The sequence below is a fragment of the Rathayibacter sp. AY1F4 genome (genome assembly GCF_002931775.1).
Classification (GTDB): Bacteria; Actinomycetota; Actinomycetes; order Actinomycetales; family Microbacteriaceae; genus Rathayibacter.
In genome coordinates, this window is sequence record NZ_PSVE01000030.1 from 15,528 (window position 1) to 39,019 (window position 23,492).

Genomic DNA, 23,492 nt, shown 5'->3' on the forward strand with positions numbered 1-23,492 from the left:
AACCACACATGGAGGAACCCATGGCAGCAGTCTGCCAGGTGACCGGAGCCGTCCCCGGCTTCGGGCACGCCATCTCGCACTCGCACCGGCGCACCAAGCGCCGCTTCGACCCGAACGTGCAGAAGAAGACGTACTACGTGCCGTCGCTTCGCCGTAACGTCACCCTGACTCTCTCGGCCAAGGGCATCAAGGTCATCGACGCCCGTGGCATCGAGTCCGTCGTCAAGGATGTTCTCGCTCGCGGGGTGAAGATCTAATGGCCAAGCAGCAGGACGTCCGTCCGATCATCAAGCTCCGTTCGACGGCCGGCACCGGTTACACCTACGTGACCAAGAAGAACCGCCGCAACGACCCCGACCGTCTCGTGCTCAAGAAGTACGACCCCGTAGTGCGCAAGCACGTCGACTTCCGCGAGGAGCGCTAAGTATGGCCAAGAAGAGCAAGATCGCCCGCAACGAGCAGCGCAAGGTGATCGTCGACCGCTACGCCGCCAAGCGCCTCGAGCTGAAGAAGGCCCTGGTCGACCCGGCCGGGACCGACGAGACCCGTGAGGCCGCCCGCGTCGGCCTCCAGAAGCTCCCCCGCAACGCCTCGCCCGTCCGCGTCCGCTCGCGCGACGCCGTCGACGGCCGCCCCCGCGGCAACCTCACGAAGTTCGGCATCTCGCGTGTCCGCTTCCGTGACATGGCGCACCGCGGCGAGCTGCCCGGCATCACCAAGTCCAGCTGGTGACCCGGCGCCGCTAGCGGCGTGAACGACCGAAGGCCCGTGATCGAAGGATCGCGGGCCTTCGTCGTCCCGCCGGCGGACGTAAAATGTGCGGATGACCGACTCCAGCCTGCCCACCGTCGCCGAGATCGCGGCGCTCATCGACCACGCGATCCTGAAGCCCGAGCTCACCCGCGCCGAGGTCGACGCCCAGCTCGACGAGGCACGCGCGTCCGGCGTGTTCAGCGTCTGCGTCCGCCCCTCCGACATCGCCCACTCGGTCTCCCGGCTCGAGGGCTCCGGCGTTCTGGTCGGCACGGTCATCGGCTTCCCCCACGGCACCACCTCCACCGCGGCGAAGGTCGCGGAGTCGCGTCAGGCGCTCGCCGACGGCGCGTCCGAGCTCGACATGGTCGTCAACATCGGCCGCCTCCGCAGCGGCCTGCTCCAGGACGTCGAGGACGACGTCCGCGCCGTGGTCGAGGCCGCCGAGGGCCACGTCGTCAAGGTCATCCTCGAGACGAGCCTCCTCGACGACGAGCAGGTCGTCGAGGGCAGCCGGGCCGCCGAGCGCGCCGGCGCGGACTTCGTGAAGACCGCCACCGGCTTCGCGGGCGGAGGCGCGAACGAGCACGACCTCCGCCTCATGCGCGGCGCCGTCTCGGAGGCCGTCCAGGTGAAGGCGTCCGGAGGCGTCCGCGACCTCGACACGCTCCTCGCCTACCGCGGCCTCGGCGTCACCCGCTTCGGCACCAGCGGCTCCGCGACCATCCTCGGCGACCTCGCCGCGCGGCACTCGGGCGATTCCTCCGCGGCACGTGTCGACTCCGCCTCCTACTGAGGGCGCGGCGGACGAGGGCCGCACCGCCCCCGCCGACCGGATGACGCCCGTGCGCCTGCGCCCGGGCCGCGCCGGCCGGTGGGCGGAGCGGACCCGCCGCCCCCTCGACGAGATCGCCCGCGCCCTCAAGGAGCGGGTCTACGCGACCTTCACCGGCCTGGCCGTGGTGATGATCTACCTCGTCGACGATCATCCCGACGCCGCGCACGCGCTCCAGAGCCTCGTGATCTCGATCGTGGGGATCTCGGCCGCGGGCTTCGTCGCCGAGGTGATCGCGCACCAGGTCGTGCACGCCGCCACGCCGTCCGCAGCCGAGGCGCGGACCATGCTGCGGATCGCGGGCGGGGCGCTCGCCTCGGCGTCGCTCCCGGTCCTCGCGCTCGGTGCCGCGGCGCTGGGCTGGATCGACGCGACCGTCGCGCTCCGGATCGGCGCGGGCGTCTACGTCGCGACTCTGGCGGGGATCGCCCTGATCGCTGTCGCGCGCGCAGGGCTCTCCTGGAGGCAGAGCCTCGTCTCGCTGCTCGGGATCGTGGGCCTCGGCGTGCTGGTCGTCGGCGTGCTCGCCCTCGCGCACTGAGCCGGGCCGCCGCCGCGCGTAGGCTCGGGCCGATGACGTCACGCACCAGGGTCGAGCTCGGCCGTCGCGAGGACCTCGGCGCCGACTGCGCGAACTGCTTCGGCCTGTGCTGCGTCGCTCTCGCCTTCGCCCGCTCCGCCGACTTCCCGTTCGACAAGCGCGCCGGGGATCCGTGCGTGAACCTCGACGGCGAGGACGCGTGCACGATCCACCGCCGGCTCCGGCCGCAGGGCTTCGTCGGCTGCACCGTCTTCGACTGCTTCGGCGCCGGCCAGAAGGTCTCGCAGCACACGTTCGGCGGCGTCTCCTGGCGGTCGGACCCGGCCGTGCGCGAGCGGATGTTCGCGGTGTTCCCGTTGATGCGCCGCCTGCACGAGCTGCTCTGGTACCTCGACTCCGCGCTGGCGCTTCCCGGTGTCGGCGTGCCGCTCCTCGACGAGCTGCGCGAGCGGTTCGACGCGGTGCACGCGCACACCCTCGGCGAGCCGGAGCAGGTGGTCGCGGTCGACGTCGACGCGGAGTACGGAGCGTCCCGGCCGCTCCTGATCGCGGCGAGCGCGGCCGCTCGCGCAGGAGCGGCGCCGCATGCCCGCCGGTCGAAGGGCCGTCGACTCGCTCCGGGTGCCGATCTGGCGGGCGCATCGCTCCGGAACGCGGACCTGCGGGGAGCGGATCTGCGGGGCGTGCTCCTCCTCGCCGCGGACCTGCGGGGTGCGGATCTGCAGCGGTGCGACCTGCTCGGGGTGGACCTGCGCGACGCTGATGTGTCCGGCGCGCGGCTCGCCGAGGCGGTCTACCTCACCCAGGCGCAGGTGAACAGCGCTCGAGGGGATGCGGCGACCACGCTGCCGTCGCACTTCGAGCGCCCGTCGCACTGGGGCTGCTAGGCCGCCGGGTCAGAGGCTGCGGGGGCCGCCCAGCGACTCGTCGCCGCCCTCGTCGTCGAAGCCGAGGGCCTCGACGACCTCGCGGCCGAGGAGGTGCGCGCCGCTCCAGCCCTCGATGACGCACCGGGGGAACGCCTCGCGGTCCGGGGAGCCGAGCCATGCGGCCGCGGCCTCGCGGGCCCACGCCTCGGAGGCGTACACGCCGATGATCTCGGTGCGGTCGTCCCACGGCGTCGCGGTCGAGAGGACGAAGTGGTCACCGTTCACGATCGGATCTCCTCCGGCTCTCGGGGTTCAGCGACCCCGTGGGAGTGCGGGACCGGACCGGACGCTACCCGCGGGCGGGGGAGCGCGTCTCCGGGGTCGACACGAGCGCGGATGAAGGCTACGGGAACGTCGAACGCGGCGCGATCACCCGATGGTCCCACGCAGGCGGGCGTTCAGCCCACCCAGAGCGGTCGCGATCTCGTTCTCGTCGCTTCCGGGGAGGAGGGCGCCGCCCTGCTCGAGGCCGTGGCGCAGGGCCGCCGACACGCCGACGCCCCGGTGCCGTCCGGCCCGGGGCGTCGGTGCGGGGGGAACGGGTCAGACGACGCGCGGGTCGGACTCCTGGGTGTCGTCCTCGGGGATGTGGACGTCCTGGACGGTCACGTTGATCTCGGCGACCTCCATGCCGGCGATGTGCTGGATGGCGTCGGCGACGGCGGAGCGCACGTCCTCGGCGACCTTCTGCAGCGGCGCGGGGTACTCGGCGACGATGGTGATGTCGGCGGCGACCTGGCGCTCGCCGACCTCGACCTTGACGCCCTGGCCGCGGTCGTCGTTGCCGATCGCACTGCGGATGGCGCCGATCGCTCGGGCCGCTCCTCCGCCGAGGGCGTGGACGCCCGGGACCTCGCGCGCTGCGATGCCGGCGACCTTGGCGATGACGCCGTCCTCGATCACGGTGCGTCCGGATCCGGTGCTGGTCTGACGGGTGGTGGTCGCGGTGGTCTCGGCCATGGTCTCCTCTTTCGCTCGGGGCCCGATCGCTCGATCAGGCGGGGTATGCAGGTAGGACGCTCCGTCGACGCCGAACGTCACGGTCGGATCCGGCCCGCCCAGGCAACTGCCAGAGAGGAGGGCCGGGCCGGGCCGGTCCTCTCAGGAACGCGGTCGACGCTCGTCGGTTCGCCTTCGGCCCGGTGCTGTGGTGGCATGGAGCCGTGACCGACTCGACCGCCCCGCAGGCGCCCCTCCCCGATCGGACTGCCGAGCGCATGCGGCCGCGCGCCCTGCTCGTCCTGGCCCTGATCGGCGCGGTCGGCGGGACCCTGTCGGGCGCGTTCGGCGTCGGCGGCGGGATCGTGATGGTGCCGATGCTGATCGCGTGGGCCGGGATGGACCAGCGCCGCGCCTCCGCCACCTCGCTGCTCGCGATCGCTCCGACCTCGGTCGCCGGAGCGTTCGGCTACGCCCTCGCCGGCCAGGTCGCCTGGGTCCCGGCGGCGGTGATCGCGGCTGCGGCGATGCTCGGGGCGGTGGCCGGATCCTGGCTGCTCGCGCGGCTGCCTCTGGGCGTGCTGCGCTGGATGTTCGTGGCGCTGCTCGTGGCCGCGGCGGTGCGGATGGCCGTGTTCGGCTCGAACGACACCGGCGACGTCGCCGAGGGCTGGGGCGTGTGGCCCGGATTCGCGGGGCTCGGCATCGGGATGGGCGTCGCCTCCGGCCTCTTCGGCATCGGCGGCGGAGCGATCGCCGTGCCGGTCCTGGTCGGCGCCTTCGGGCTCGCGGACCTCCTGGCCAAGGGCACCTCGCTCGCCGCGATGATCCCCACGGCGGTCACCGGCTCGATCGCGAACGCCCGGCGCGGCCTGCTCGACGTGCGCGCGGGCCTCGTGGTCGGGCTCACCGCGACGGCGTTCTCCTTCGCCGGAGTGGCGCTCTCCTTCCTCCTGCCGGCGCGCGTGTCCGGGATCCTCTTCGCGGTCCTCCTCCTGCTCGCGGCGGTGCAGCTCGCCCTCCGCGGGCGGCGCCGCTGAGCCCTGCACGACGCGGACCCCCGCCGTCAACGCCCTGTCCGATCCGTCGCAGACGCTCGTAGCGTCGTCGCGATCGGGCGCAGGCCCGGAGGGGCGGGAGCACGATGGACCAGCAGCAGCAGCAGCACCGGCAGCAGCGGCGAGGGGGCGGCGCGAGCCTGCACCGGGACGTCGCACCTGCACGCGGCCGACCAGCCGCTCGCCGCGCAGCCCTACTCCTACCGCCGCCAGCGCACCCCGTTCGTGTACCCGCTGCTGCACCCCTCCGCGATCCCGGTGCTCGGCGCGATGGCCCGGGCGGGCGCGCTCGCGGTGCCGCCCGTGCACGGGACCCTGCCGCTGACCGCCGGAGCGGTGCTCGACGTGCCCGGATCGCCCCGCGTGCTCGCGACTCCGGGGCACACCGACGGGCACGTCTCGCTGCACCTGCCCGAGCGCGACGCGGTGATCGGCGGAGACGCGCTGGTCACGCTCGACCCCTACTCCGCGCGCACCGGTCCGCACCTGGTCGCGCGCGCCGCCACCGCCGACACGGCGCAGTCCCTCGACTCGCTGCGGGTCCTCGCCGGGACCGGGGCGCGGACCCTCCTCCCCGGCCACAGCGCGCCCTTGCGCCTGGGCGTCGCGGCGGCGGCCGAGCTCGCGGCGCGGACGCCGATCGCCTAGGGCAGGCTCCGCAGGCCGCTCGGACGCCGGTGGCCTGCCTCTCCGAACGACCCCGCCCCGCAGCCGTGACACCATCGGAGGTGATGTCGATCCCCGGTCCCGCATGAGCGCGGTCAGCTACCAGGCCGCGTCGATCCCCCTCCGCCTGGCCAGCGCCGGCATGGTCGTCGCGCTCCCCGTCCTCGCCGTCGAGCGTCTCGGCGACGTCGCTCTCGGCGGCGCCCTGACCGGAGCGGCGCTCTTCCCCGCCGTGATCGCCGCACCGCTCGTGGGAACGGTGCTCGACCGGGTCCGCCGCCCCCGCCGGCTCCTGGTCGGCGCCGCGCTCACGACCGCCGTCGCCTTCGCGGTCGCCGCCTTCCTCGGCGAGGTGCCGACGCCGCTCATCGTGGTGCTGCTGCTCCTCGCGGGGCTCGCGACGCCCGTCTACATGGGCGGCATGTCGAGCTTCGTCACGAGCGCCATCCCGGAGCCGCGCCGCGCCTACGCGCAGGACTCGCTCTCGTACACGGTCGCCTCGATCAGCGGGCCGGCGATCGTGGGCCTCGCGGTCGGAGTCGGGGGAGCGCGGACCGCGATGCTCGTCATGGCGGTCCTCGCCCTCATCGGCGTCGTCGGATCGCTCGGCCTGGCGATGGAGGCCCGTCCGGCGCCGACGGTCGGCGTGCTGCGGACGATCGTCGCGGGCGTCACCCACCTCGTGCGGCACCGTCCGATCGCGGTGGTCACCTCGGCGGGCACCCTCAGCCAGGTCGCGGGCGGAGCGGCGGGAGTCGCGGCGATCAGCCTCTCGGTGGAGCGGCTGGGCAGCACCGACGCCGCCGCGTGGATCCTGACCGCCTTCGCCGTGGGCGGCCTGCTCGGCGCCCTCGCCGTGGCGGCCCGCCGCTGGACCCGCCGTCCGCCGGCGTGGACCATGGGCGCCGCCTACATCGCGACCGGCGCCGTCCTCCTGATCGCCGTCCCCGACCTGGGCATCGTCGCGGCGGTCGCCGCCTTCGCGGTCGCGGGCGTCTTCACGGCCCCCTCGAACGCAGCGATGCTGCTGCTGCGCGACCAGGAGAGCCCCGCCGCCGTCCGCTCGCAGGTGTTCACGATCGGCGCGGGGCTGCGCTCCGCCGCAGCGGCAGTCGGCGCTGTGCTGGCGGGAGCGGCGTCCGGCCTCGGAGCCTCCTGGCTCGTTGCGGGGATCGCCGTGGTCTGGATCGGCTCCGGCCTGCTGCTGCGGCTGTTCCCCGCGCGCGACCGCGACTGACCCGGGCCGAGCGCGGAGCGCTCGGCGGGACCGGCACCGCCGCGCGCGGAGATCGCGATCAGGCCGCGACGCCCGCCAGCGTGCCCGTGCTCGGCCCGTTCGGGTCGGTGATCATGCAGTTGATCGTCCGGTCGCCCGTGCCCCAGCTCTCGGCGGTCGGGTAGTAGTAGCTGAAGTCGTACGCCGAGTCCTGGTAGCCGATCCCGGTGAACGACTCGAACGCCGTGACGCAGTCGGTCTCGGCCTGCTCCGTCGCGACGGACTCGCCCGGGTACTCGTCGGCGTCGGCCATCGTCAGGTTCTGGAACACCTCGTAGACGTGCGGGTCGGTGCAGGGCACGGTCGGCACGTCGGTGACCTCGGTCGCCTCCTCGCTGAGCTCGCCGTTCAGGCAGTCGCCCACCCGCAGCTGGAAGACGTCGGTCGTCCCGCCCTCGGTGATCTCCCCGGTCTCGTCGTCGCGGGTCTCGCCTCCCATCAGGCCGTTCAGGCCCGAGCAGCCGGTCAGGCCGAGGGCGAGGGCCGCGCCGGCGGCCAGGACGAGGGCGGTTCTGCGGCGGTTCATGGCGACTCCCGGGATCTTCGGCACGGAGGTGTTCCTGTGACGGCTCCCAGGCTAGGGGTGCAGGGCATCCGTCCCGAGGGGGATGCACTCGATCCGGATCTCCACTTTCCGGAGTAGCGGACGCTCAGCCCGGTCCGGTCGAATGGGGTCATGGCTCAGAAGACGGTCGCAGACCAGCTCATCGCTCAGCTCATCTACGCCGGCGTCTCCCGCATCTACGGGATCGTCGGGGACTCGCTGAATCCGATCGTCGACGCGGTGCGCCGCAGCGGCGGCTCCGAGAAGGGAGGCATCGACTGGATCCACGTGCGCAACGAGGAGGCGGCCGCCTTCGCCGCCGGCGCGGAGGCGCAGCTCACCGGGCGCCTCGCCGTCTGCGCCGGCAGCTGCGGCCCCGGCAACCTGCACCTCATCAACGGCCTCTACGACGCGCACCGCTCCTCCGCCCCGGTGCTCGCCATCGCGAGCCACATCCCCAGCAACGAGATCGGCTCGTCCTACTTCCAGGAGACGCACCCGGACAGGCTCTTCGTCGAGTGCTCGAACTACCGCGAGCTGATCTCGACCGCCGCCCAGGCGCCGCGGGTCGTCAACGCCGCGATGCGCAGCGCGGTGGCGCTCCGCGGAGTCGCCGTGGTCACCCTCCCCGGCGACATCGCCGAACTGGAGGCGGTCGACGGCTTCCCCGCGTTCGTGCTGCCGTCGACGCCCGTCCTGGTCCCCGCCGACGCCGACGTCCGCGCCCTCGCGGCTGCGATCGACCAGGCGCGGACCGTCGCGATCTTCGCGGGCGCCGGAGTGCAGAACGCGCACGACGAGGTCGTCGCCTTCGCCGAGCTGGTGGGCGCGCCCGTCGGGCACAGCCTGCGCGGCAAGGAGTGGATCCAGTACGACAACCCCTACGACGTCGGCATGACGGGCCTCCTCGGCTACGGAGCGGCTCACGCCGGCATGCACGACGCCGACCTGCTCCTCCTCCTCGGCACCGACTTCCCCTACGAGCAGTTCCTCCCCGACGCCTCGAAGGTCGTGATCGCTCAGGTCGACAGCGACGCCTCGAAGCTCGGGCGCCGCGTCAGCGTCGCGCACCCCGTCCACGGCGACGTGGCGGCGACCCTCACCGCGCTGACCCCGCTCGTGCAGCGGAAGGACCACCGCTTCCTCGACAAGACGCTGAAGAAGCACGAGAAGCTGGTCACCGGAGTCGTCGGGAAGTACACCGAGGTCGGCACGCGCAGCCCGATCCACCCCGAGCTCGTCGCCTCCACGCTCGACGGCCTGCTCTCCGAGGACGCGATCGTCACCGCCGACACCGGCATGGGCAACGTCTGGCAGGCCCGCTACATCACCCCCAACGGGAAGCGGCGCCTGCTCGGCTCGTACATGCACGGGTCGATGGCGAACGCGCTGCCGCAGGCGGTCGGCGCGCAGCTCTCGCACCCCGGTCGCCAGGTCGTCTCGCTGAGCGGCGACGGCGGGCTCTCCATGCTGATGGGCGAGCTGGTCACGGTCGCCGCCTACCGGCTGCCCGTGACGATCGTCGTGTTCAACAACTCCACGCTCGGGCTGGTGAAGGTCGAGATGCTGGTCGACGGCTTCCCGGACTTCGCCGTCGACGTGCCGATGGTCGACTACGCGAAGGTGGCGGAGGCGATCGGCATCCGCGGCATCCGCGTCGAGGACCCGCGCGACGTGGAGGAGGCCCTCCGCTCGGCGCTCGCCGACGGCGGCCCGGTCCTCGTCGACGTGGTGACGGATCCGCTCGCCCTCTCGCTCCCGCCCACGATCACGGGCGCGCAGGTGAAGGGCTTCGCGCTGGCGGTCTCGAAGATCGTGATGAACGGAGGAGCGGGCGAGGCCGTCGCGCTGGCCCGCACCAACATCAAGCACGCTCTCCGATGATCGACGCCCGGGCGCTCGCGAGCGGCACCTGGTTCGTCCGGGGCTCCTCGCTGCCGCTCTGGCGCTCGCGGTCGGGGGTGGCGATCACGTACGCGCCGCTCCCGACCGGCGGGATCGGCGACGTCGTCAGCTGGCGCGGCCGCACGCGCTCGCACTACGTGGTCGGGATCGACACCCCCGACCCGCACGATCCGTCCGGCTTCCGCTGGCGCGGCGTCGAGCCGCTGACCCTCCTCGCCCGCAGCCGCTGGTCGTTCGTCGCCGCCGACGAGGAGGCGGGCTGGGCGCTCACCCGCTTCGCCCGGACGCCGTTCACGCCCGCCGGCGTCGACGTGTACGTCCGCGAGCCGCACCCGGCCCGCGGCGTCCTCGCGGCGGCGCTCGCCGCCTGCGCCGCCGACCCGCGCACGTCCGCGCTGCGCCCGCGCCTCTTCGAGGTCGCGCCCTGACTCCTGAGCGCGCGCTCTCCCGTGAGGCGTCACGAACGGTCGTCACCCTGCCCGGATGACGGCCGTTCGCGACCCCTCGGCGGGCCCCGAAGCCCGCCGGGCGCGTCACTCGCCGAGCGTGATCGCCTGCGCCTCGACGAGCTCGGGCTCGGGCTCGTGGGCGTCGGCGCGGGCCAGGGTGCGGCGTCCGAGCAGCACGATCAGCGCGGCGACGGCGACGGCTCCGGCCGCGGCGTACATCGGGAAGGCCGGCGAGATCGCGGCGGCCAGGGCGGAGGCGGCGGGCGGGGCGATCGCGCCGCCGAGGAAGCGGACGCCGGAGTAGGCGGACGACGCGACGGAGCGGGGCAGGTCGGTCGCCTCCATCACGCACTCGGTGAGCACCGTGTTGACGACTCCGAGCAGCAGGCCGCCGACGATGATGCAGACGATCAGGCCGACGCGCGACGAGATCACGAGGCCGCCGGCGATCAGGTCGAGCGCGAGCAGCAGCAGCACCGAGCGCAGCACGACGGTGCGCGGGAGGCGCCGGGTGAGCAGCGGAGCGACGAACACGGAGGTGATCGCCACGCCCAGGCCCCAGCCGAAGAACGTGAAGCCGAGGCCCATCTCGTCCAGCCCGAGCGGGTAGGGCGTGTAGGCGAGCAGCACGAAGAAGCCGATGTTGTAGAACAGGGCGGCGCCCGCCAGCGTGCGGATGGCCGGGACCTTGAGGGCCGCGAAGGGCGCCGAGAGCGGAGTCGGAGCGGGCTTGGGGCCGTCCTCGCGCAGGAGCGTCGCGATGGCGATGAAGCCGACGGCCATCAGCACGGCGGTCCCGAAGAACGGACCGCGCCACGAGACGCTGCCGAGGAGCCCGCCGAGCAGCGGGCCGACGGCGATGCCGATGCCCAGCGCGGCCTCGTAGAGCACGATCGCCGCGGAGGAGCCTCCGCTCGCCGCGCCGACGATGGTCGACAGGGCGGTCGAGATGAACAGCGCGTTGCCGAAGCCCCAGCCCGCGCGGAAGCCGATGACGCCCTCGACGCTGCCCGCCGTGCCGGCGAGCGCGGCGAACACCACGATCAGCACCAGGCCGATCATGAGGGTCTTCTTGGCGCCGATGCGGCTGGAGAGCCAGCTGGTGAAGAACATCACGACGCCGGTGATGACGAGGTAGCTCGTGAAGAGCAGCGAGGTCTCGGTCGGAGTCGCCTGCAGGCTCTCGGCGATGGCCGGGAGGATCGGGTCGACCAGGCCGATCCCCATGAAGGCGATCACCGCGGCGAAGGCGACGGCCCAGACGGCCAGCGGCTGCTTCAGGATCGAGCCCTGGGCGGGCGAGTGGGGGGAGGTGGTCACGGCGTGGAGCCTTTCTCGGGGGAGGAGGGGACGGGGGTGCCGGCGATCCGGGCGACGCGGGCCTCGACGAGGGTCGCGGCGCGCTCGAGGGCGAGGCGGTCGTCCTCGTCGAGGTCCTCGAACAGCGGGGCGAGGGCGGCCTCGAGGCGGAGCCGGTGCTCGGCGAGGGCGTCGAAGCCGGCGGGAGTGCCCTCGATCAGCCAGGCGCGGCCGTCGTCGGCGTCGTGGACGCGGCGGATCCAGCCGGCCTCGTCGAGCCGGGCGATGATCCCGGTCATCGTCGGCTGGGTGACGCGGACCCGCTCGGCGAGCTCGCCGAGGCGGGAGGGGGAGCCGGTGCGCAGCTCGGCGAGCGTCGACCAGACGGCTCCGGACTGCGCGCCGAGCCCGGTCGCGCCGCTCGCCCGGCCCGCGAACCGCGTGAGTGCGGTAGCGGCGGAGGCGAGACGCACGGGGGCACTGGAATCGGGCACGAGAAACAATATAGCACGCCTATGTAGTTCAGTGGAGGGCGCTCCGAGTCCGCCCTCCATCGGGCGCGCTCACTGACGTTCTCCTCCGCTTCTGTGACAGGATCGTCCGTATTCGCGCGTCCGCTCCCGCGATCACCGACGGAAAGAGAAGTCATGTCCCCCAGCGAGCACGACGTCGTCGTGATCGGAGCCGGTGCCACCGGACTCACCGCGGCGCTCCGGCTGCAGCAGCACGGACTCGACGTCGTCGTCGTCGAGGCGCGCGAGCGCGTGGGCGGGCGGCTCGAGACCCGCGTGGTCGACGGGCAGCTCCTCGAGCTCGGCGGCCAGTGGGTCTCGCCGGACCAGACGGCGCTCCTCGAAACCCTCGACGAGCTCGGCCTCGGCACCTACTCCCGCTACCGCGAGGGCGAGAGCGTCTACATCGGCGCCGACGGCTCCGCCCGCCGCTTCACCGGCGACATCTTCCCGGGGAGCGAGCGCACCGAGTCCGAGATCTCCCGCCTGATCGAGGTGCTCGACCGCCTCGTCGCCGAGACGGACCCGGCGGCGCCGTGGACGCATCCGCTCGCCCGCGACTACGACCGCATCACCTTCGCCGCCTGGCTGGAGCAGCAGAGCGACGACGAGGAGGCGCGGGCCAACATCGCCCTCTTCCTCGCCGACGCCATGCTCACCAAGCCGGCGCACGCCTTCTCCCTCCTCCAGGCGCTCCTCATGGCCGCGAGCGCGGGGAGCTTCAGCAACCTGGTCGACGCCGACTTCATCCTCGACAAGCGCGTGATCGGCGGCCTCCAGCAGGTCCCGGAGCGGCTCGCCGAGCGCCTCGGCGCCGAGCGCGTCCTGCTCGGGCACCCGGTCCGCTCCGTCCGCTACGGCGACGACGGGGTCGAGGTGCGCGCCGACGGCGTCGTCCTCCGCGCCCGCCGCGCGATCGTCGCCGTGCCGCCGAACCTCGTCGGCCGCATCTCGTTCGACCCGCCGCTCCCGCGCCTGCGGCAGCAGGCCCTGCAGCACCAGTCGCTCGGCCTCGTGATCAAGGTGCACGCCACGTACGCCACGCCCTTCTGGCGCGCCGACGGACTCTCCGGCACCGCGTTCAGCCCGCACTCGCTCGTGCACGAGGCCTACGACAACTCGAACCACGGGGAGGAGCGCGGCACCCTGGTCGGCTTCGTCTCGGACGAGAAGGCCGACCGCGTGCTCGCGCTCGACGAGGCGGAGCGGAAGGCCGCGATCCTCGACTCGCTCGCCGCCTACTTCGGCCCGGCCGCGCTCGATCCGGTCGTCTACTACGAGAGCGACTGGGCGTCCGAGGAGTGGACGCAGGGCGCGTACGCCGCGAGCTTCGACCTGGGCGGGCTGACCCGGTACGGCGCGCTGCAGCTGGAGCCGGTGGGTCCGCTCCGCTTCGGCACGAGCGACCTCGCCGCCGAGGGCTACCAGCACGTCGACGGCGCCGTCCGCGTCGGCAGGCGCCTGGCACAGGAGATCATCGACGAGGACGGCGCGACCGCACCGGCCCCCCACCGCGAAGGAGCACAGCCCGCATGAGCACCCACTACGCCGTGATCGACCCGGCCACGGGGGAGACCCTCCGCGAGTACCCGACCCTCGGCGACGCCGAGCTGACCGCGGCGATCGGCTCGGCGCAGGAGGCGTACTCCTCGTGGTCGCGGACCGTGCCCGTCGCGACCCGCGCGGCGCTGATCGCCCGTGTGGCAGAGCTGCACGTCGAGCGCGCCGACGAGCTCGCGGCGATCATCGTCCGCGAGATGGGCAAGCCGCTCGACCAGGCGCAGGGCGAGGTCGGCTTCGCCGCCGACATCTACCGCTACTACGCCGAGAACGGCGAGGCCTTCCTCGCCGACGAGCCGATCGAGCTCGCCGAGGGCACCGGCTCCGCGCTGATCCGCCGCGCCGGGCTGGGCGTGCTGCTGGGCATCATGCCGTGGAACTTCCCCTACTACCAGGTGGCCCGCTTCGCCGGCCCGAACGTGGTCGCTGGCAACACGATCCTGCTCAAGCACGCGCCGCAGTGCCCGGAGTCGGCCGCCGCCATCGCCGACGTGTTCCGCACCGCGGCCGAGGAGCTGGGCGCGCCCGCCGGCGTCTACGTGAACCTCTACGCCACGAACGAGCAGGCCGCGACCGTCATCGCCGACCCCCTGGTCCAGGGCGTCTCCGTCACCGGCTCCGAGCGGGCCGGCGCGGCCGTCGCGGAGCTCGCGGGCCGCCACCTGAAGAAGGTCGTGCTCGAGCTCGGCGGCTCCGACCCGTTCGTGCTCCTGTCGACCGACGACCTCGACAAGGCGGTCGAGGACGCGGTCGCCGCGCGCCTGGACAACAACGGCCAGTCCTGCAACGCCGCGAAGCGCTTCATCGTGATCGACGAGCTGTACGACGCGTTCGCCGAGAAGTTCACGGAGGCGTTCACCCGCGCCCAGCCGGCCGATCCGTTCGCGGAGGGCACCCTCCTCGGCCCGCTCTCCTCCTCCGCCGCGACGGAGCGCCTCGAGGCGCAGCTGGCGGCCGCGCGCGAGCAGGGGGCCACCGTCCGCGCCAGCGGCGAGGTGACCGGCAACTTCTTCCCGCCCGCCGTGCTCGAGGGCGTCACGCCCGAGATGGACGCCTACCGCGAGGAGTTCTTCGGCCCCGTCGCCGCGCTCTACCGCGTCCGCGACGAGGACGAGGCGATCGCCCTCGCGAACGACACCCCCTACGGCCTCGGCTCCTACCTCTACACGACCGACCAGGAGCAGGCGCTGCGCCTGGCGGACCGGATCGACGCGGGGATGGTCTGGATCAACCTCGTCCTCGGCGACGCGGCCGAGCTGCCCTTCGGCGGCGTGAAGCGCTCGGGCACCGGCCGCGAGATGGGCCGCCCCGCCCTCGAGGAGTTCGTGAACAAGAAGCTCATCCGCATCGCGTGAGACGGGCGCGGGCCGGGCCCCGGAGTCGATCCGGAGCCCGGTCCGCAGCCGCTCGGCCTGCGCCCGCTCACTTCTTCGTCAGCGACGACTCCTTGTGCGCGGCCTTCGCGTCGGTCTTGTCGCTCTGCACGATCCAGTAGGGCTCGTCGTCCGAGGCGTTGAACTTCTGCCCCTCGAACTGGAACTCCTTCGTCTTCTTCTCGACCAGCTCGCCGTGGGTCTCGCCCTGCGAGGTGTTCCAGCTGATCTTGTCGCCCTTCTTCACGAGGCGGCTCCTCTCTCTCGGTCGCGCCGGAGCGCGGTGGTCCCCTCGCGCGGGAGCGCGATGGTGGTGGTGACGTCGACGATCGCCGGAGCGGCGGGCGCCGACGAGAAGCCGAACCGCACGGGCGGCGAGAGCGGGCGCAGCGGGCCGAGGTCCTCCTCCGCCAGCACGGCGTGGACGCCCTCGACGCGGCGGATCGCCCGCACGCCGTAGTACTCGCGGCGTCCGTGCCCGGCCGACCCGGCCGTGCTGACCCCGCGGACGAGCAGGGAGGCGACCGGCGAGATCGCGGTCAGCCATGCCGGGTGCTCGGCGAGCGGTCGCGGAACGATCCGCAGCAGCCGGCCGAGCGCAGTGAGACCGCCGAGCTCCAGTCGCACCGCGAGCGGTCCGGCCGCGACGGACAGGCCGCCCGCGATCCTCCGCCACGACACCGGCGCGATCCGCACCTCGTCGAACGCGTACGTCGACCCGATGAAGTCCGCGACCTCGCGGGTCGGTGCGATCAGGAGGCGGTGGCCGTCGCCGTCCTCGACCATCGCGTCGGCGAACGGGCCGAAGGGGGTGTCCTCCCAGAGGCCCAGCACGATCCTCGTGCCCGAGGACGTGCCGAACCCCGCGATGCGCCCGCCGAAGCGGAGGAGCCGCGGGGTCCGGCCGGTCATCAGGAGGCCGAGCGCAGCAGCGTGAACGAGCCGTCGCGGACGATCAGCGTGGTGACCTCGCCCTCGACGACCTGCTCCGGGTCGCTCGAGGCGGCCAGCGTCCACTCGGCGCCGGGCGCCTCGGGGACGGTGAACTCGACGCCGTTCTCCGCCGCGTTCAGCAGCAGGGCGAAGCTCGCGCTGCCCTCGTGCTCGAACACGAAGGTGATCGAGCGGGCGTCGGGGTTGTCCCAGTCCTCGTCGGCGAAGCCCTGCGCGTCGGAGCGGAGGATGTCGACCGTGTCGGGGCCGCCGTCGCCGGGGGCGCGGCGGAACCACTTCGGGCGCAGCGCCGGCTCCGCGGCGCGGAGGGCGATCAGCTCGCGGGTGAAGGCGAGCAGCTCGCGGTCCGCGTTCTCCCAGTCGAACCACGAGATCTCGTCGTCCTGGCAGTAGGCGTTGTTGTTGCCGCCCTGCGTGCGGGCGATCTCGTCGCCGCCCAGGATCATCGGCACGCCGGCCGAGAGCAGCAGCGTCGCGAGGAAGTTGCGGCGCATGCGGTCGCGGCGCTCGTTGACCGCCTCGTTCTCGGTCGGGCCCTCGGCGCCGTTGTTGGAGGAGCGGTTGTCGCTCTCGCCGTCGTTGTTGTCCTCGCCGTTGGCCGCGTTGTGCTTGCGCGAGTACGCGGTGAGGTCGGCGAGGGTGAAGCCGTCGTGCGCGGTGACGAAGTTGATGCTGGAGACCGGCGAGCGGCGGTCGGCCTCGTACACGTCGGGGGAGCCGAGGACGCGCTGCGCGGTCGTGCCGAGCACCGAGTCGGCGCCGTTCCAGAAGTCGCGCACGTCGTCGCGGAACTTCCCGTTCCACTCCGACCAGTCCGCGGGGAAGCCGCCGACCTGGTAGCCGGCGGTGTCCCACGGCTCGGCGATCATCTTGACGGGCGCGAGCACCGGGTCCTGCGCGATCAGGTCGAGGAAGGCGCTGTGCACCTCGGCCTCACCGGTCTGGCGGGTGAGGGTGGTGGCGAGGTCGAAGCGGAAGCCGTCGATGTGCATCTCGGTCACCCAGTAGCGCAGGGAGTCCATGATCAGGCCGAGCGCGGCCGGGTGCGCGACGTTGAGGCTGTTGCCGGTGCCGGTGGTGTCGAAGTAGTTCGCGCGGTCCTCCTCCACCAGGCGGTAGTAGGAGCCGTTGTCGATGCCCTTGAACGAGAGGGTGGGGCCCTTGTCGTTGCCCTCGGCGGTGTGGTTGTAGACCACGTCGAGGATGACCTCGAGGCCGGCCTCGTGGAACGCCTTGACCATGGCCTTGAACTCGTCGACCTGCGAGCCGTCGTCGCCGGCGTGGGAGTACTCGTTGTGCGGCGCGAAGAAGCCGAGGGAGTTGTAGCCCCAGTAGTTGCGCAGGCCCTTCTCCTCGAGGTGCGAGTCCTGCACGAACTGGTGCACGGGGAGCAGCTCGACCGAGGTCACGCCCAGGTCGGTGAAGTGCTTGATCGCGGCGGGGTGCGCGAGGCCGCGGTAGGTGCCGCGGATGTCCTCGGGCACGTCGGGGTGCAGCTTCGTGAAGCCCTTCACGTGCACCTCGTAGACGACGGTCTCCTCGAGCGGGATGCGCGGCGCGGTGTCGCCGCTCCAGTCGAAGGAGTCGGGGTCGGTGACGACGCAGCGGGGGACCGCGTGCGCGGAGTCGGCGTCGTTGCGGGTGTCGGCGTCCTCGTAGAACTGGCCGAAGACGTCCTCGGACCAGGTGTACGAGCCCTCGATCGCGGTGGCGTGCGGGTCGAGGAGGAGCTTGGCGGCGTTGTGGCGGAGGCCGTTGGCGGGGTCCCAGGGGCCGTCGACGCGCAGTCCGTAGCGGGTGCCGATGCCCATCTCGGGGATGAGGCCGTGGAAGACGTGGCCGGTCCGCTCGGTGAGGGCGACGCGGGTCTCTGCTCCGGACTCGTCGAAGAGGCAGACCTCGACGCTGTCCGCGGTCTCGGAGTAGACGGCGACGTTGGCGCCGGCGTCGCCGCGGAGGGAGACGCCGAGGGGATACGGGAAGGAACGGGGGGATGCGGGCATGCGTCCATCCTGACCGGGCGGCTCCGGGAGCTTCGCGCCCTTGTCGCCGCGCCCGCCTCCCGCTAATCTTCCAGGCCCCCCCTTCGACACGGCGCCCTCCGCGGGCATATAGTCAGCTGGCTTACTAAATCGTCGGAGGAGAGCGTCGTGCGCAACCGCAAGTGGATCGGGCTGGTCGTCATCAGTCTCGGAGTGGCGACGATCATCGTCGACTCGACCATCGTCAACGTCGCCATCCCGTCGATCGTCGCCGATCTCGGGATCACCTCGACCCAGGTGCAGTGGGTGCAGGAGTCGTACACGCTCGTGTTCGCCGCGCTCCTGCTGGTCTTCGGCACCCTCGCCGACCGCTGGGGCCGGCGCCGGATGCTGATCGTCGGCGTCTCGCTCTTCGCGCTCTCCTCCGTCGCGGCGGCCCTCGCTCCGACCGGCGACCTGCTGATCCTCTCCCGGGTCGTGCAGGGCGTCGGAGGAGCGATGGTGCTGCCGACGACCCTCTCGCTGATCAACGCCACCTTCCGCGGGCGCGAGCGCGCCATCGCCTTCGCCGTCTGGGGCTCGACCATCGGCGGCATGACCGCGGTCGGCCCGCTGCTCGGCGGCTGGCTCACCACCGACTTCTCCTGGCGCTGGGCGTTCGGCATCAACATCCCGCTCGGCGTGATCATCGTGGTCGGAGCGCTGCTGTTCGTCGACGAGTCGCGGCAGCCCGACGGGCGGCGGGTCGACCTCGTCGGCGCCGCGCTCTCGATCATCGCCTCCGCCTCCCTGGTGTTCGCCCTGATCGAGGGGCGCACCCTCGGCTGGTGGGGCGTCGACGAGCCGCTGAGCGTCGGCGGCTGGAGCTGGCCGCTCGGCCTCTCGCCGGTCCCGATCGCGTTCGCCGTCGCGGTGCTCGCCGGGGTCGCCTTCGTCCTCTGGGCGCGGGCCCGCGAGCGCGCCGGGCGCTCGGCGATGCTCGCGATCGGGCTCTTCCGCCTCGCCTCGTTCCGCAACGGCAACCTCGCCGCGATGATCGTCTCGCTCGGCGAGTTCGGGATCATCCTGGCGCTGCCGATCTGGCTCCAGAGCGTCCTCGGCTACACGGCCGTGCAGACCGGCCTGGTGCTCCTCGCGCTCGCGCTCGGCTCCTTCGTCGCCTCGGGCTTCGCCGGCGCCTTCGGCAACAGGGTCGCGCCGGTGCTGATCGTGCGGGTGGGCCTCTTGGCCGAGATCGTCGGAGTCGCGGGCATCGGCCTGGTCGTCTCCGACTCCACCCCGTGGTGGGCCCTCGTCCCGTTCCTCGCCGTCTACGGCTTCGGCGTCGGCCTCGCGACGGCGCAGCTGACCGGGGTCGTGCTCCGGGACGTGCCCGTCGAGCTCAGCGGACAGGGCTCGGGCACGCAGTCGACCGCGCGGCAGATCGGCTCCGCCCTCGGCATCGCGGTGCTCGGGACGATCCTCTACACCTCGACCGCGGGGGTCCTCACGACCTCGCTCGAGCAGCAGGGCCTCCCCGCGGAGCAGGTCGCGAGCACGGTCGACGCGGTGGTCGACTCCTCCGGTGCGGCGATCGCCGGGCTGGCCGCGTCGCCGGCCACTGCCGACGCGGCCCGGGCGGCGGGCGAGGCGTTCTCGGACGGCACCCGCTACGCCGCCTTCGCGGCCGCCGGGTTCCTCGCCGTCGGCTTCCTGGCCACGCTCTCGCTCGGCCGCCCGGCAGAGGAGGAGGAGCCGGAGGTCAGCTCAGCGGAGCCGAGTCGTCGGCGGTGAAGACGATCTTGCCGATCGTGCGGTCGGCGCCGGTCGCTCGGCGCGACAGCACGTCGACGACGTCGCCCAGCGGATGCACGGCGCCCGGCCGGGGCCGCAGCTCGCCGGAGGCGGCGAGCGAGACCGCGCGCCCGATCCGCTCCGCCGTCGCCACCACGATCATGTTGCGCACCCGCGGGCGGTCGCGGCGGACGAGGCCCGTCGCCTGCGAGACCAGCGCCGGACCGCTCGGCACCAGCGTCGCGATGCGCCCGCCCTCGGCCAGGAGGATCGCCGCGTCGTCGACCGGCAGGTGGCCGGAGACGTCGACGACCACGTCGAAGCGGCCGCCCAGCACCCCGAGGTCGAGCGCGCGGTAGTCGTGCGGCTCGGCGCCGAGCGAGCGGAGGAGGTCGGCGGAGGCGGCCGAGCCGGTGGCCGCGACCGTGCATCCCGCCCGCACCAGCAGCTGGATCGTCGGATCGCCGATGGCTCCCGAGCCGCCGCTGACGAGGACGCGCTCGCCGGAGCGCACGTGCAGTGCGTCGACCAGGCCCACCGCGGTCCCGCCCGACATCGCGAGCGTGACGGCCTCGACGAAGCCGAGGGAGTCGGGCATCGGGACGAGCGAGCGGCTGCGCGCGATGGACGCGTCGGCGAAGGCGTCGCCGTCGCGGGTCATCCCCACCACTCGGTCGCCGATCGCGACCGAGTGCGAACCCGGGCCGAGCGCCTCGACGGTGCCGGCGATGTCGAGCCCGAACCCGTAGGGACGGGAGCGGCCGACGGCCATGATCCGTGCGGAGCCGGACAGGATCTTCTCGTCGGTCGCGTTGATGCTCGCCGCGCGTGTGCGCACCAGGACCTCGCCGCGACCCGGCATGGGCACCGGCGCTTCCCGCCACGAGAGCAGATCGGGCCCGCCGAACCTGTCGTACCCGAGTCGTCGCATGTCGCTCCCGTCGTCCGTGCCAGCCCCCCGAGCCTAGGGCGTGGCCGCTGGGCGGAGGCGTCGCGGGCGCCCGGCGGAACCCCCTCCGGTGCCCGCGGGCCCGGTGCTACCGTGGCGGCCATGAGCGCAGACGACAGCCCCGAGTTCGCAGGCTTCGAGGCCACCCCCTCCACCGATGCGGAGAAGGCCGACGACGTCCGCCCCGCCGACGCCGAGGTCGAGGAGAACACGGCGGCCGACGAGAGCCGCGACCCGGACCACGGCTACGACCCGATGAGCGAGAGCGGCTCCGAGAACGCCCCCGAGGACGAGGTCGGCCCCCGCGAGGACGAGGAGGGCCTGCTTCCCCCCGGCAGCACCGCCGAGGGAGCCGGCACCGCGCTCGGCGCCGACGCGGTCGAGGGCGGCGAGCCCCTGGGCGAGAACGCGAGCGCCGGCACCCCCGGCCAGCTCGCCGACGAGCGCTGGCGCACCAACGGCATCAACCCCCTGGGTTGAGCCGTCTTCCGCGGCGGTCCCCGCCCGCCGCGGCGCAGTCGGCTACTCGGGATGGCCGGGCGGGTGGAGCGTCCTGCGTCCAGCTACGACGGAACGCTGACACGCGTTCCGCCGGTTCGCCTCGCGGACCCCAGCGGCGGTGGACGCCCGGCCGCGCGGGCCATCGACTCCTCCATCCACGGCCACGGCGGTGCGCCGTGAGGCGAACCGTCGAAACGCGTTCCAGCGTTTCGGCGTAGCCGGACGCGACACGCTCCACCTGCCCGGCCACTCCTGGGAGCCGACCGCGTCGCGGCGGGCGGGGACCGCCGCGGGATCGAACACCGCCTGAGGCGAACCGTCGAAACGCGTTCCAGCGTTTCGGCGTAGCCGGTCGCGACCCGCTCCACCTGCCCGGCCGTCTGCGGGAGCCGACCGCGCCGCGGCGGGCGGGGACCGCCGCGGGAGTGAACACCGCCTGAGGCGAACCGTCGAAACGCGTTCCAGCGTTTCGGCGTAGCCGGTCGCGACCCGCTCCTCCTTCCCGGCCGTCTGCGGGAGCCGACCGCGCCGCGGCGGGCGGGGACCGCCGCGCAACAAACACAGCTGGCGTTCCGGTTGCTCGGAGGAGGAGCAGGGGTGGGCGCCGTAGCGTTCCGGGAGTGCGGCACGCCGGTCGCGCGGACGGGGAGTCCCATGTCGTTGTTCCTGAACCGCACTCGTGAGGTCCGATGGACCGAGGACGAGAGGCGGGCGCTGGCCGAGGCGGTGGCGGAGGACCGGGCCGACGCCTGGCGCGGAGTGGGTGCGCTCGATCGCACCGTCGTCGTCTCGACCGAGGATCCCGGCGTCCGCGGCGGCGCGCGCTGGCCCACCGATCACCGTGCGTTCCTGCGCGTCGACCGCGGCGCCTCCGTGGTGCTCGCTACCGACGGGCTGAGCGATCCCTTCGACCGGCTCGCGCATCCCGGCACCGGTCTCGGCCTCGAGCTGTGCCTCGAGACGTCCGCCGTCCGCGGCGTCCCCACCGCCGAGCTCTGGAACCACTGGCACTTCCGCCTGCTGTACGAGGCCGCCCGACGGGCCGCCCTGCAGGGGGTGTGCTGCCGCAGCTCCCTCGACACGGCGCGGCTCGCGAACGTCGCGGCGCCGCCCGCCTGGACCGATGAGCAGGGCACCGTCGGCGTCCTCCTGGGCCTGCGCAGCCCCGGCCTGCCCGAGCGGCTCGACCTGGCGACCGGTCACGCCGACCTGGTCACCCTCACGCCGCTGCGGCCGCAGGAGCACGCCCGGGCGTCGGTCGACGCAGGCGCCCGTGCCGAGATCGCCGAGCGCCTCCGGGCCCTGCCGCACGAGGAGCTCGTGCACACGGCCCGGCCGCTCGTGGTCTGAGGAGCGTCGCGGGTCAGGAGCCTTCGGCCGGCTCCGGCACCACGGTCATCTCTCCGGTGTTGTTCGCGCTCGCGATGAACTGCTCGATCCACAGGCGGTTCAGCGACGGCCGCTTGCTGCCGTGGAACCGGAAGTGCAGCGGAGTCGTCGGGTGCACCCAGACGGAGCTGCGGCCGTAGCCGGACGACTCCGGCTCGCTCCAGGAGAGGCTGAACGACTCGTTCCGCCGCATCTTGGTGAACATCGCGACCTTGAGGTGCGCGAGGAGCCGGTCCTCGAAGTCGATCTCGAGTGATTGCGGTCCGTAGATCAGTCGTCCCATTGTCTCCGCCGTGAAGTCGTGCCGACGCGCCAGGAGTCCCGGACGGCGTCGCGGGCTCCGTGAGCTCGGGAGCCGCCACGGAGAGGATACCGATCCTGCGGCCCGGAGGGGTGACACGGGTTCCGCCTCCGCCGGCCGGGGGCGGAATCACCCCGTCAACGACGGACGCCCCGCCGACCGGATCCGGGGATCCTGGTCGACGGGGCGTCGGAAGTCGGAGATTACTCGCCGACGCCGCGGATGTTCGCGGCCTGCGGGCCCTTGCGGCCCTGCTCGACGTCGTACTCGACGTGCTGGTTCTCGACGAGCTCGCGGTAGCCCTGCTTCGCGATGGCGGAGAAGTGCGCGAACACGTCGGCGCCTCCGTCGTCGGGAGCGATGAAGCCGAAGCCCTTTTCGGAGTTGAACCACTTAACGGTGCCAGTAGGCATTTCTTTTCCTTATGTGTTAATGACGCCGACCGGGGCCGGCGTCGTCAGAGTCCGCACGAGTGTGCGGTACCCGCTCGACTCGGCCTCCGCGGGTGAAACACGCGTCTGCCGGAGTCGTCCGGGTCGTCTAGGGGCTGAGCTCGCGCCTCCGGGGGAGGGCGGCTCTGCGGGGGAGAACGTCCCGCGGACCGGGCGAGCCGGTGGAGCGGGGGTCGAACGAGGAACGGCGCGGCTTCCGCGGCGTCCTGTGAAGGGCGGTACCCGCGTGCGAGGCGGGCGTTCGAACCGGACGACCGAGGACGATGCTCTCGGTCGGTGCGGTCTCTATCAGGGGCTGAGTCTCTTCGTCGTCGTGCGACTTCTCAGCCGTGGAATTCGGGCGATCGCCCAGGAGATGTCTCGACTCTACGGGATCACGGCCCCTGAGCGCGACCGCCCGCGTCATACGGCGCGCCGATCCGCGTGCGCTGGACGGCCGGAAGGCCCGCTGGAGCGGGTCGCGGTGTGCCACGATACGACTCGGAACGCGCCGACCCCACCGCCGACCCCACTGTCACCGGCCCGTGGGGCCTGCACCTGCTGATCCTCGAC

General features: G+C 73.0%; 27 protein-coding genes. 16 read left to right on the forward strand and 11 right to left on the reverse strand.

The features are described 5' to 3' along the window. Positions 1–20 precede the first annotated feature (20 nt). From rpmB to C5C59_RS15515, 6 genes are all read left to right on the forward strand, one after another. Positions 21–257: a 50S ribosomal protein L28 gene (rpmB, locus tag C5C59_RS15490; protein WP_056038148.1), complete on the forward strand. Its 237-nt coding sequence runs from the start codon at positions 21–23 to the stop codon at positions 255–257. Continuing rightward, a complete protein-coding gene (gene rpmG / locus C5C59_RS15495) occupies positions 257–424 on the forward strand; it encodes a 50S ribosomal protein L33 (RefSeq protein ID WP_027692168.1) in 168 nt (55 codons plus the stop codon). The genes rpmB and rpmG overlap by 1 nt, the downstream gene beginning before the upstream one ends. A 2-nt stretch (positions 425–426) precedes the next feature. Beyond that, entirely contained in the window at positions 427–732 is a 306-nt protein-coding gene (rpsN, locus tag C5C59_RS15500) for a 30S ribosomal protein S14 (protein ID WP_104225107.1), read from the forward strand. A gap of 91 nt (positions 733–823) precedes the next feature. Next, the gene (deoC, locus tag C5C59_RS15505; RefSeq protein ID WP_181133578.1) at positions 824–1,549 is read left to right on the forward strand and encodes a deoxyribose-phosphate aldolase; all 726 of its coding nucleotides are present in this window, start codon (positions 824–826) and stop codon (positions 1,547–1,549) included. Next, positions 1,527–2,129: a hypothetical protein gene (locus tag C5C59_RS15510; RefSeq protein ID WP_146079740.1), complete on the forward strand. Its 603-nt coding sequence runs from the start codon at positions 1,527–1,529 to the stop codon at positions 2,127–2,129. The genes deoC and C5C59_RS15510 overlap by 23 nt, the downstream gene beginning before the upstream one ends. 32 nt (positions 2,130–2,161) lie before the next feature. Then, on the forward strand, positions 2,162–3,016 hold the full coding sequence (locus C5C59_RS15515) for a pentapeptide repeat-containing protein (protein ID WP_104238986.1): 855 nt from the start codon (positions 2,162–2,164) through the stop codon (positions 3,014–3,016). A 9-nt stretch (positions 3,017–3,025) separates the two neighbouring features. Here the strand turns inward: C5C59_RS15515 and C5C59_RS15520 are convergent, their stop codons facing one another. Continuing rightward, positions 3,026–3,283 (reverse strand): hypothetical protein, encoded by a 258-nt coding sequence (locus tag C5C59_RS15520; RefSeq protein WP_104238985.1) that lies wholly within the window; start codon positions 3,281–3,283, stop codon positions 3,026–3,028. 318 nt (positions 3,284–3,601) lie between these two features. After that, complete coding sequence (locus C5C59_RS15525; protein WP_104225148.1) at positions 3,602–4,018, reverse strand: Asp23/Gls24 family envelope stress response protein; 417 nt, start codon at positions 4,016–4,018, stop codon at positions 3,602–3,604. 203 nt (positions 4,019–4,221) lie between these two features. Between C5C59_RS15525 and C5C59_RS15530 the strand changes: the two genes are divergently transcribed. The 3 genes from C5C59_RS15530 to C5C59_RS15540 all read left to right on the forward strand — a co-directional run bounded on the left by C5C59_RS15530 (position 4,222) and on the right by C5C59_RS15540 (position 6,958). Then, the gene (locus tag C5C59_RS15530) at positions 4,222–5,037 is read left to right on the forward strand and encodes a sulfite exporter TauE/SafE family protein (RefSeq protein WP_104238983.1); all 816 of its coding nucleotides are present in this window, start codon (positions 4,222–4,224) and stop codon (positions 5,035–5,037) included. 243 nt (positions 5,038–5,280) lie between these two features. Then, positions 5,281–5,703 (forward strand): MBL fold metallo-hydrolase, encoded by a 423-nt coding sequence (locus C5C59_RS17500; protein WP_258062801.1) that lies wholly within the window; start codon positions 5,281–5,283, stop codon positions 5,701–5,703. 103 nt (positions 5,704–5,806) lie between these two features. Beyond that, positions 5,807–6,958, forward strand: a complete 1,152-nt coding sequence (locus C5C59_RS15540) for an MFS transporter (RefSeq protein WP_104238981.1) — start codon at positions 5,807–5,809, stop codon at positions 6,956–6,958. A 58-nt stretch (positions 6,959–7,016) separates the two neighbouring features. Here the strand turns inward: C5C59_RS15540 and C5C59_RS15545 are convergent, their stop codons facing one another. Beyond that, the gene (locus tag C5C59_RS15545; protein WP_104238980.1) at positions 7,017–7,547 is read right to left on the reverse strand and encodes a septum formation family protein; all 531 of its coding nucleotides are present in this window, start codon (positions 7,545–7,547) and stop codon (positions 7,017–7,019) included. A gap of 126 nt (positions 7,548–7,673) precedes the next feature. Between C5C59_RS15545 and C5C59_RS15550 the strand changes: the two genes are divergently transcribed. Next, positions 7,674–9,425: a pyruvate dehydrogenase gene (locus C5C59_RS15550; protein WP_104238979.1), complete on the forward strand. Its 1,752-nt coding sequence runs from the start codon at positions 7,674–7,676 to the stop codon at positions 9,423–9,425. Continuing rightward, positions 9,422–9,874 carry a hypothetical protein gene (locus C5C59_RS15555; protein WP_104225142.1) on the forward strand — a complete coding sequence of 151 codons (453 nt, stop codon included), beginning with the start codon at positions 9,422–9,424 and terminating at the stop codon, positions 9,872–9,874. The genes C5C59_RS15550 and C5C59_RS15555 overlap by 4 nt, the downstream gene beginning before the upstream one ends. A gap of 105 nt (positions 9,875–9,979) precedes the next feature. On the opposite strand, the gene C5C59_RS15560 is transcribed toward C5C59_RS15555, so the two are convergent. Both C5C59_RS15560 and C5C59_RS15565 read right to left on the reverse strand, forming a co-directional pair. Further along, positions 9,980–11,215 carry an MFS transporter gene (locus tag C5C59_RS15560; RefSeq protein WP_104225140.1) on the reverse strand — a complete coding sequence of 412 codons (1,236 nt, stop codon included), beginning with the start codon at positions 11,213–11,215 and terminating at the stop codon, positions 9,980–9,982. Continuing rightward, a complete protein-coding gene (locus C5C59_RS15565) occupies positions 11,212–11,688 on the reverse strand; it encodes a MarR family winged helix-turn-helix transcriptional regulator (protein WP_181133559.1) in 477 nt (158 codons plus the stop codon). The genes C5C59_RS15560 and C5C59_RS15565 overlap by 4 nt, the downstream gene beginning before the upstream one ends. 153 nt (positions 11,689–11,841) lie before the next feature. Here C5C59_RS15565 and C5C59_RS15570 point away from each other — a divergent pair, with 153 nt between their 5' ends. Both C5C59_RS15570 and C5C59_RS15575 read left to right on the forward strand, forming a co-directional pair. Next, on the forward strand, positions 11,842–13,242 hold the full coding sequence (locus tag C5C59_RS15570) for an NAD(P)/FAD-dependent oxidoreductase (protein ID WP_104238977.1): 1,401 nt from the start codon (positions 11,842–11,844) through the stop codon (positions 13,240–13,242). After that, the gene (locus C5C59_RS15575) at positions 13,239–14,621 is read left to right on the forward strand and encodes an NAD-dependent succinate-semialdehyde dehydrogenase (protein ID WP_104238976.1); all 1,383 of its coding nucleotides are present in this window, start codon (positions 13,239–13,241) and stop codon (positions 14,619–14,621) included. The genes C5C59_RS15570 and C5C59_RS15575 overlap by 4 nt, the downstream gene beginning before the upstream one ends. 67 nt (positions 14,622–14,688) lie before the next feature. Here C5C59_RS15575 and C5C59_RS15580 read toward each other — a convergent pair whose 3' ends face one another. Genes C5C59_RS15580 through glgX form a run of 3 tightly spaced genes read right to left on the reverse strand, consistent with a single transcriptional unit; the run spans position 14,689 to position 17,596 of the window. Then, positions 14,689–14,886 carry a DUF2945 domain-containing protein gene (locus C5C59_RS15580; protein ID WP_056866275.1) on the reverse strand — a complete coding sequence of 66 codons (198 nt, stop codon included), beginning with the start codon at positions 14,884–14,886 and terminating at the stop codon, positions 14,689–14,691. After that, positions 14,883–15,551, reverse strand: coding sequence for a hypothetical protein (locus C5C59_RS15585; protein ID WP_104233046.1), 669 nt, complete (start codon positions 15,549–15,551; stop codon positions 14,883–14,885). The genes C5C59_RS15580 and C5C59_RS15585 overlap by 4 nt, the downstream gene beginning before the upstream one ends. Continuing rightward, a complete protein-coding gene (gene glgX, locus C5C59_RS15590) occupies positions 15,551–17,596 on the reverse strand; it encodes a glycogen debranching protein GlgX (RefSeq protein WP_104238975.1) in 2,046 nt (681 codons plus the stop codon). The genes C5C59_RS15585 and glgX overlap by 1 nt, the downstream gene beginning before the upstream one ends. 147 nt (positions 17,597–17,743) lie before the next feature. On the opposite strand from glgX, the gene C5C59_RS15595 reads away from it, so the two are divergent. Next, entirely contained in the window at positions 17,744–19,348 is a 1,605-nt protein-coding gene (locus C5C59_RS15595; RefSeq protein WP_104238974.1) for a DHA2 family efflux MFS transporter permease subunit, read from the forward strand. Here the strand turns inward: C5C59_RS15595 and C5C59_RS15600 are convergent. Continuing rightward, positions 19,317–20,279: an NADP-dependent oxidoreductase gene (locus tag C5C59_RS15600; RefSeq protein WP_104238973.1), complete on the reverse strand. Its 963-nt coding sequence runs from the start codon at positions 20,277–20,279 to the stop codon at positions 19,317–19,319. The two genes, C5C59_RS15595 and C5C59_RS15600, sit on opposite strands and share 32 nt — an antisense overlap. Positions 20,280–20,399: 120 nt before the next feature. Here C5C59_RS15600 and C5C59_RS15605 point away from each other — a divergent pair, with 120 nt between their 5' ends. Together C5C59_RS15605 and C5C59_RS15610 are read left to right on the forward strand one after the other, a co-directional pair. Continuing rightward, entirely contained in the window at positions 20,400–20,777 is a 378-nt protein-coding gene (locus tag C5C59_RS15605; protein ID WP_146082855.1) for a hypothetical protein, read from the forward strand. Between the two features lie 675 nt (positions 20,778–21,452). Continuing rightward, complete coding sequence (locus tag C5C59_RS15610) at positions 21,453–22,148, forward strand: hypothetical protein (RefSeq protein ID WP_104238971.1); 696 nt, start codon at positions 21,453–21,455, stop codon at positions 22,146–22,148. 13 nt (positions 22,149–22,161) lie between these two features. Here C5C59_RS15610 and C5C59_RS15615 read toward each other — a convergent pair whose 3' ends face one another. After that, a complete protein-coding gene (locus C5C59_RS15615) occupies positions 22,162–22,470 on the reverse strand; it encodes a hypothetical protein (RefSeq protein ID WP_104226101.1) in 309 nt (102 codons plus the stop codon). Positions 22,471–22,691: 221 nt separating this feature from the next. After that, complete coding sequence (locus C5C59_RS15620; protein WP_055786246.1) at positions 22,692–22,901, reverse strand: cold-shock protein; 210 nt, start codon at positions 22,899–22,901, stop codon at positions 22,692–22,694. Positions 22,902–23,492: the final 591 nt, after the last annotated feature.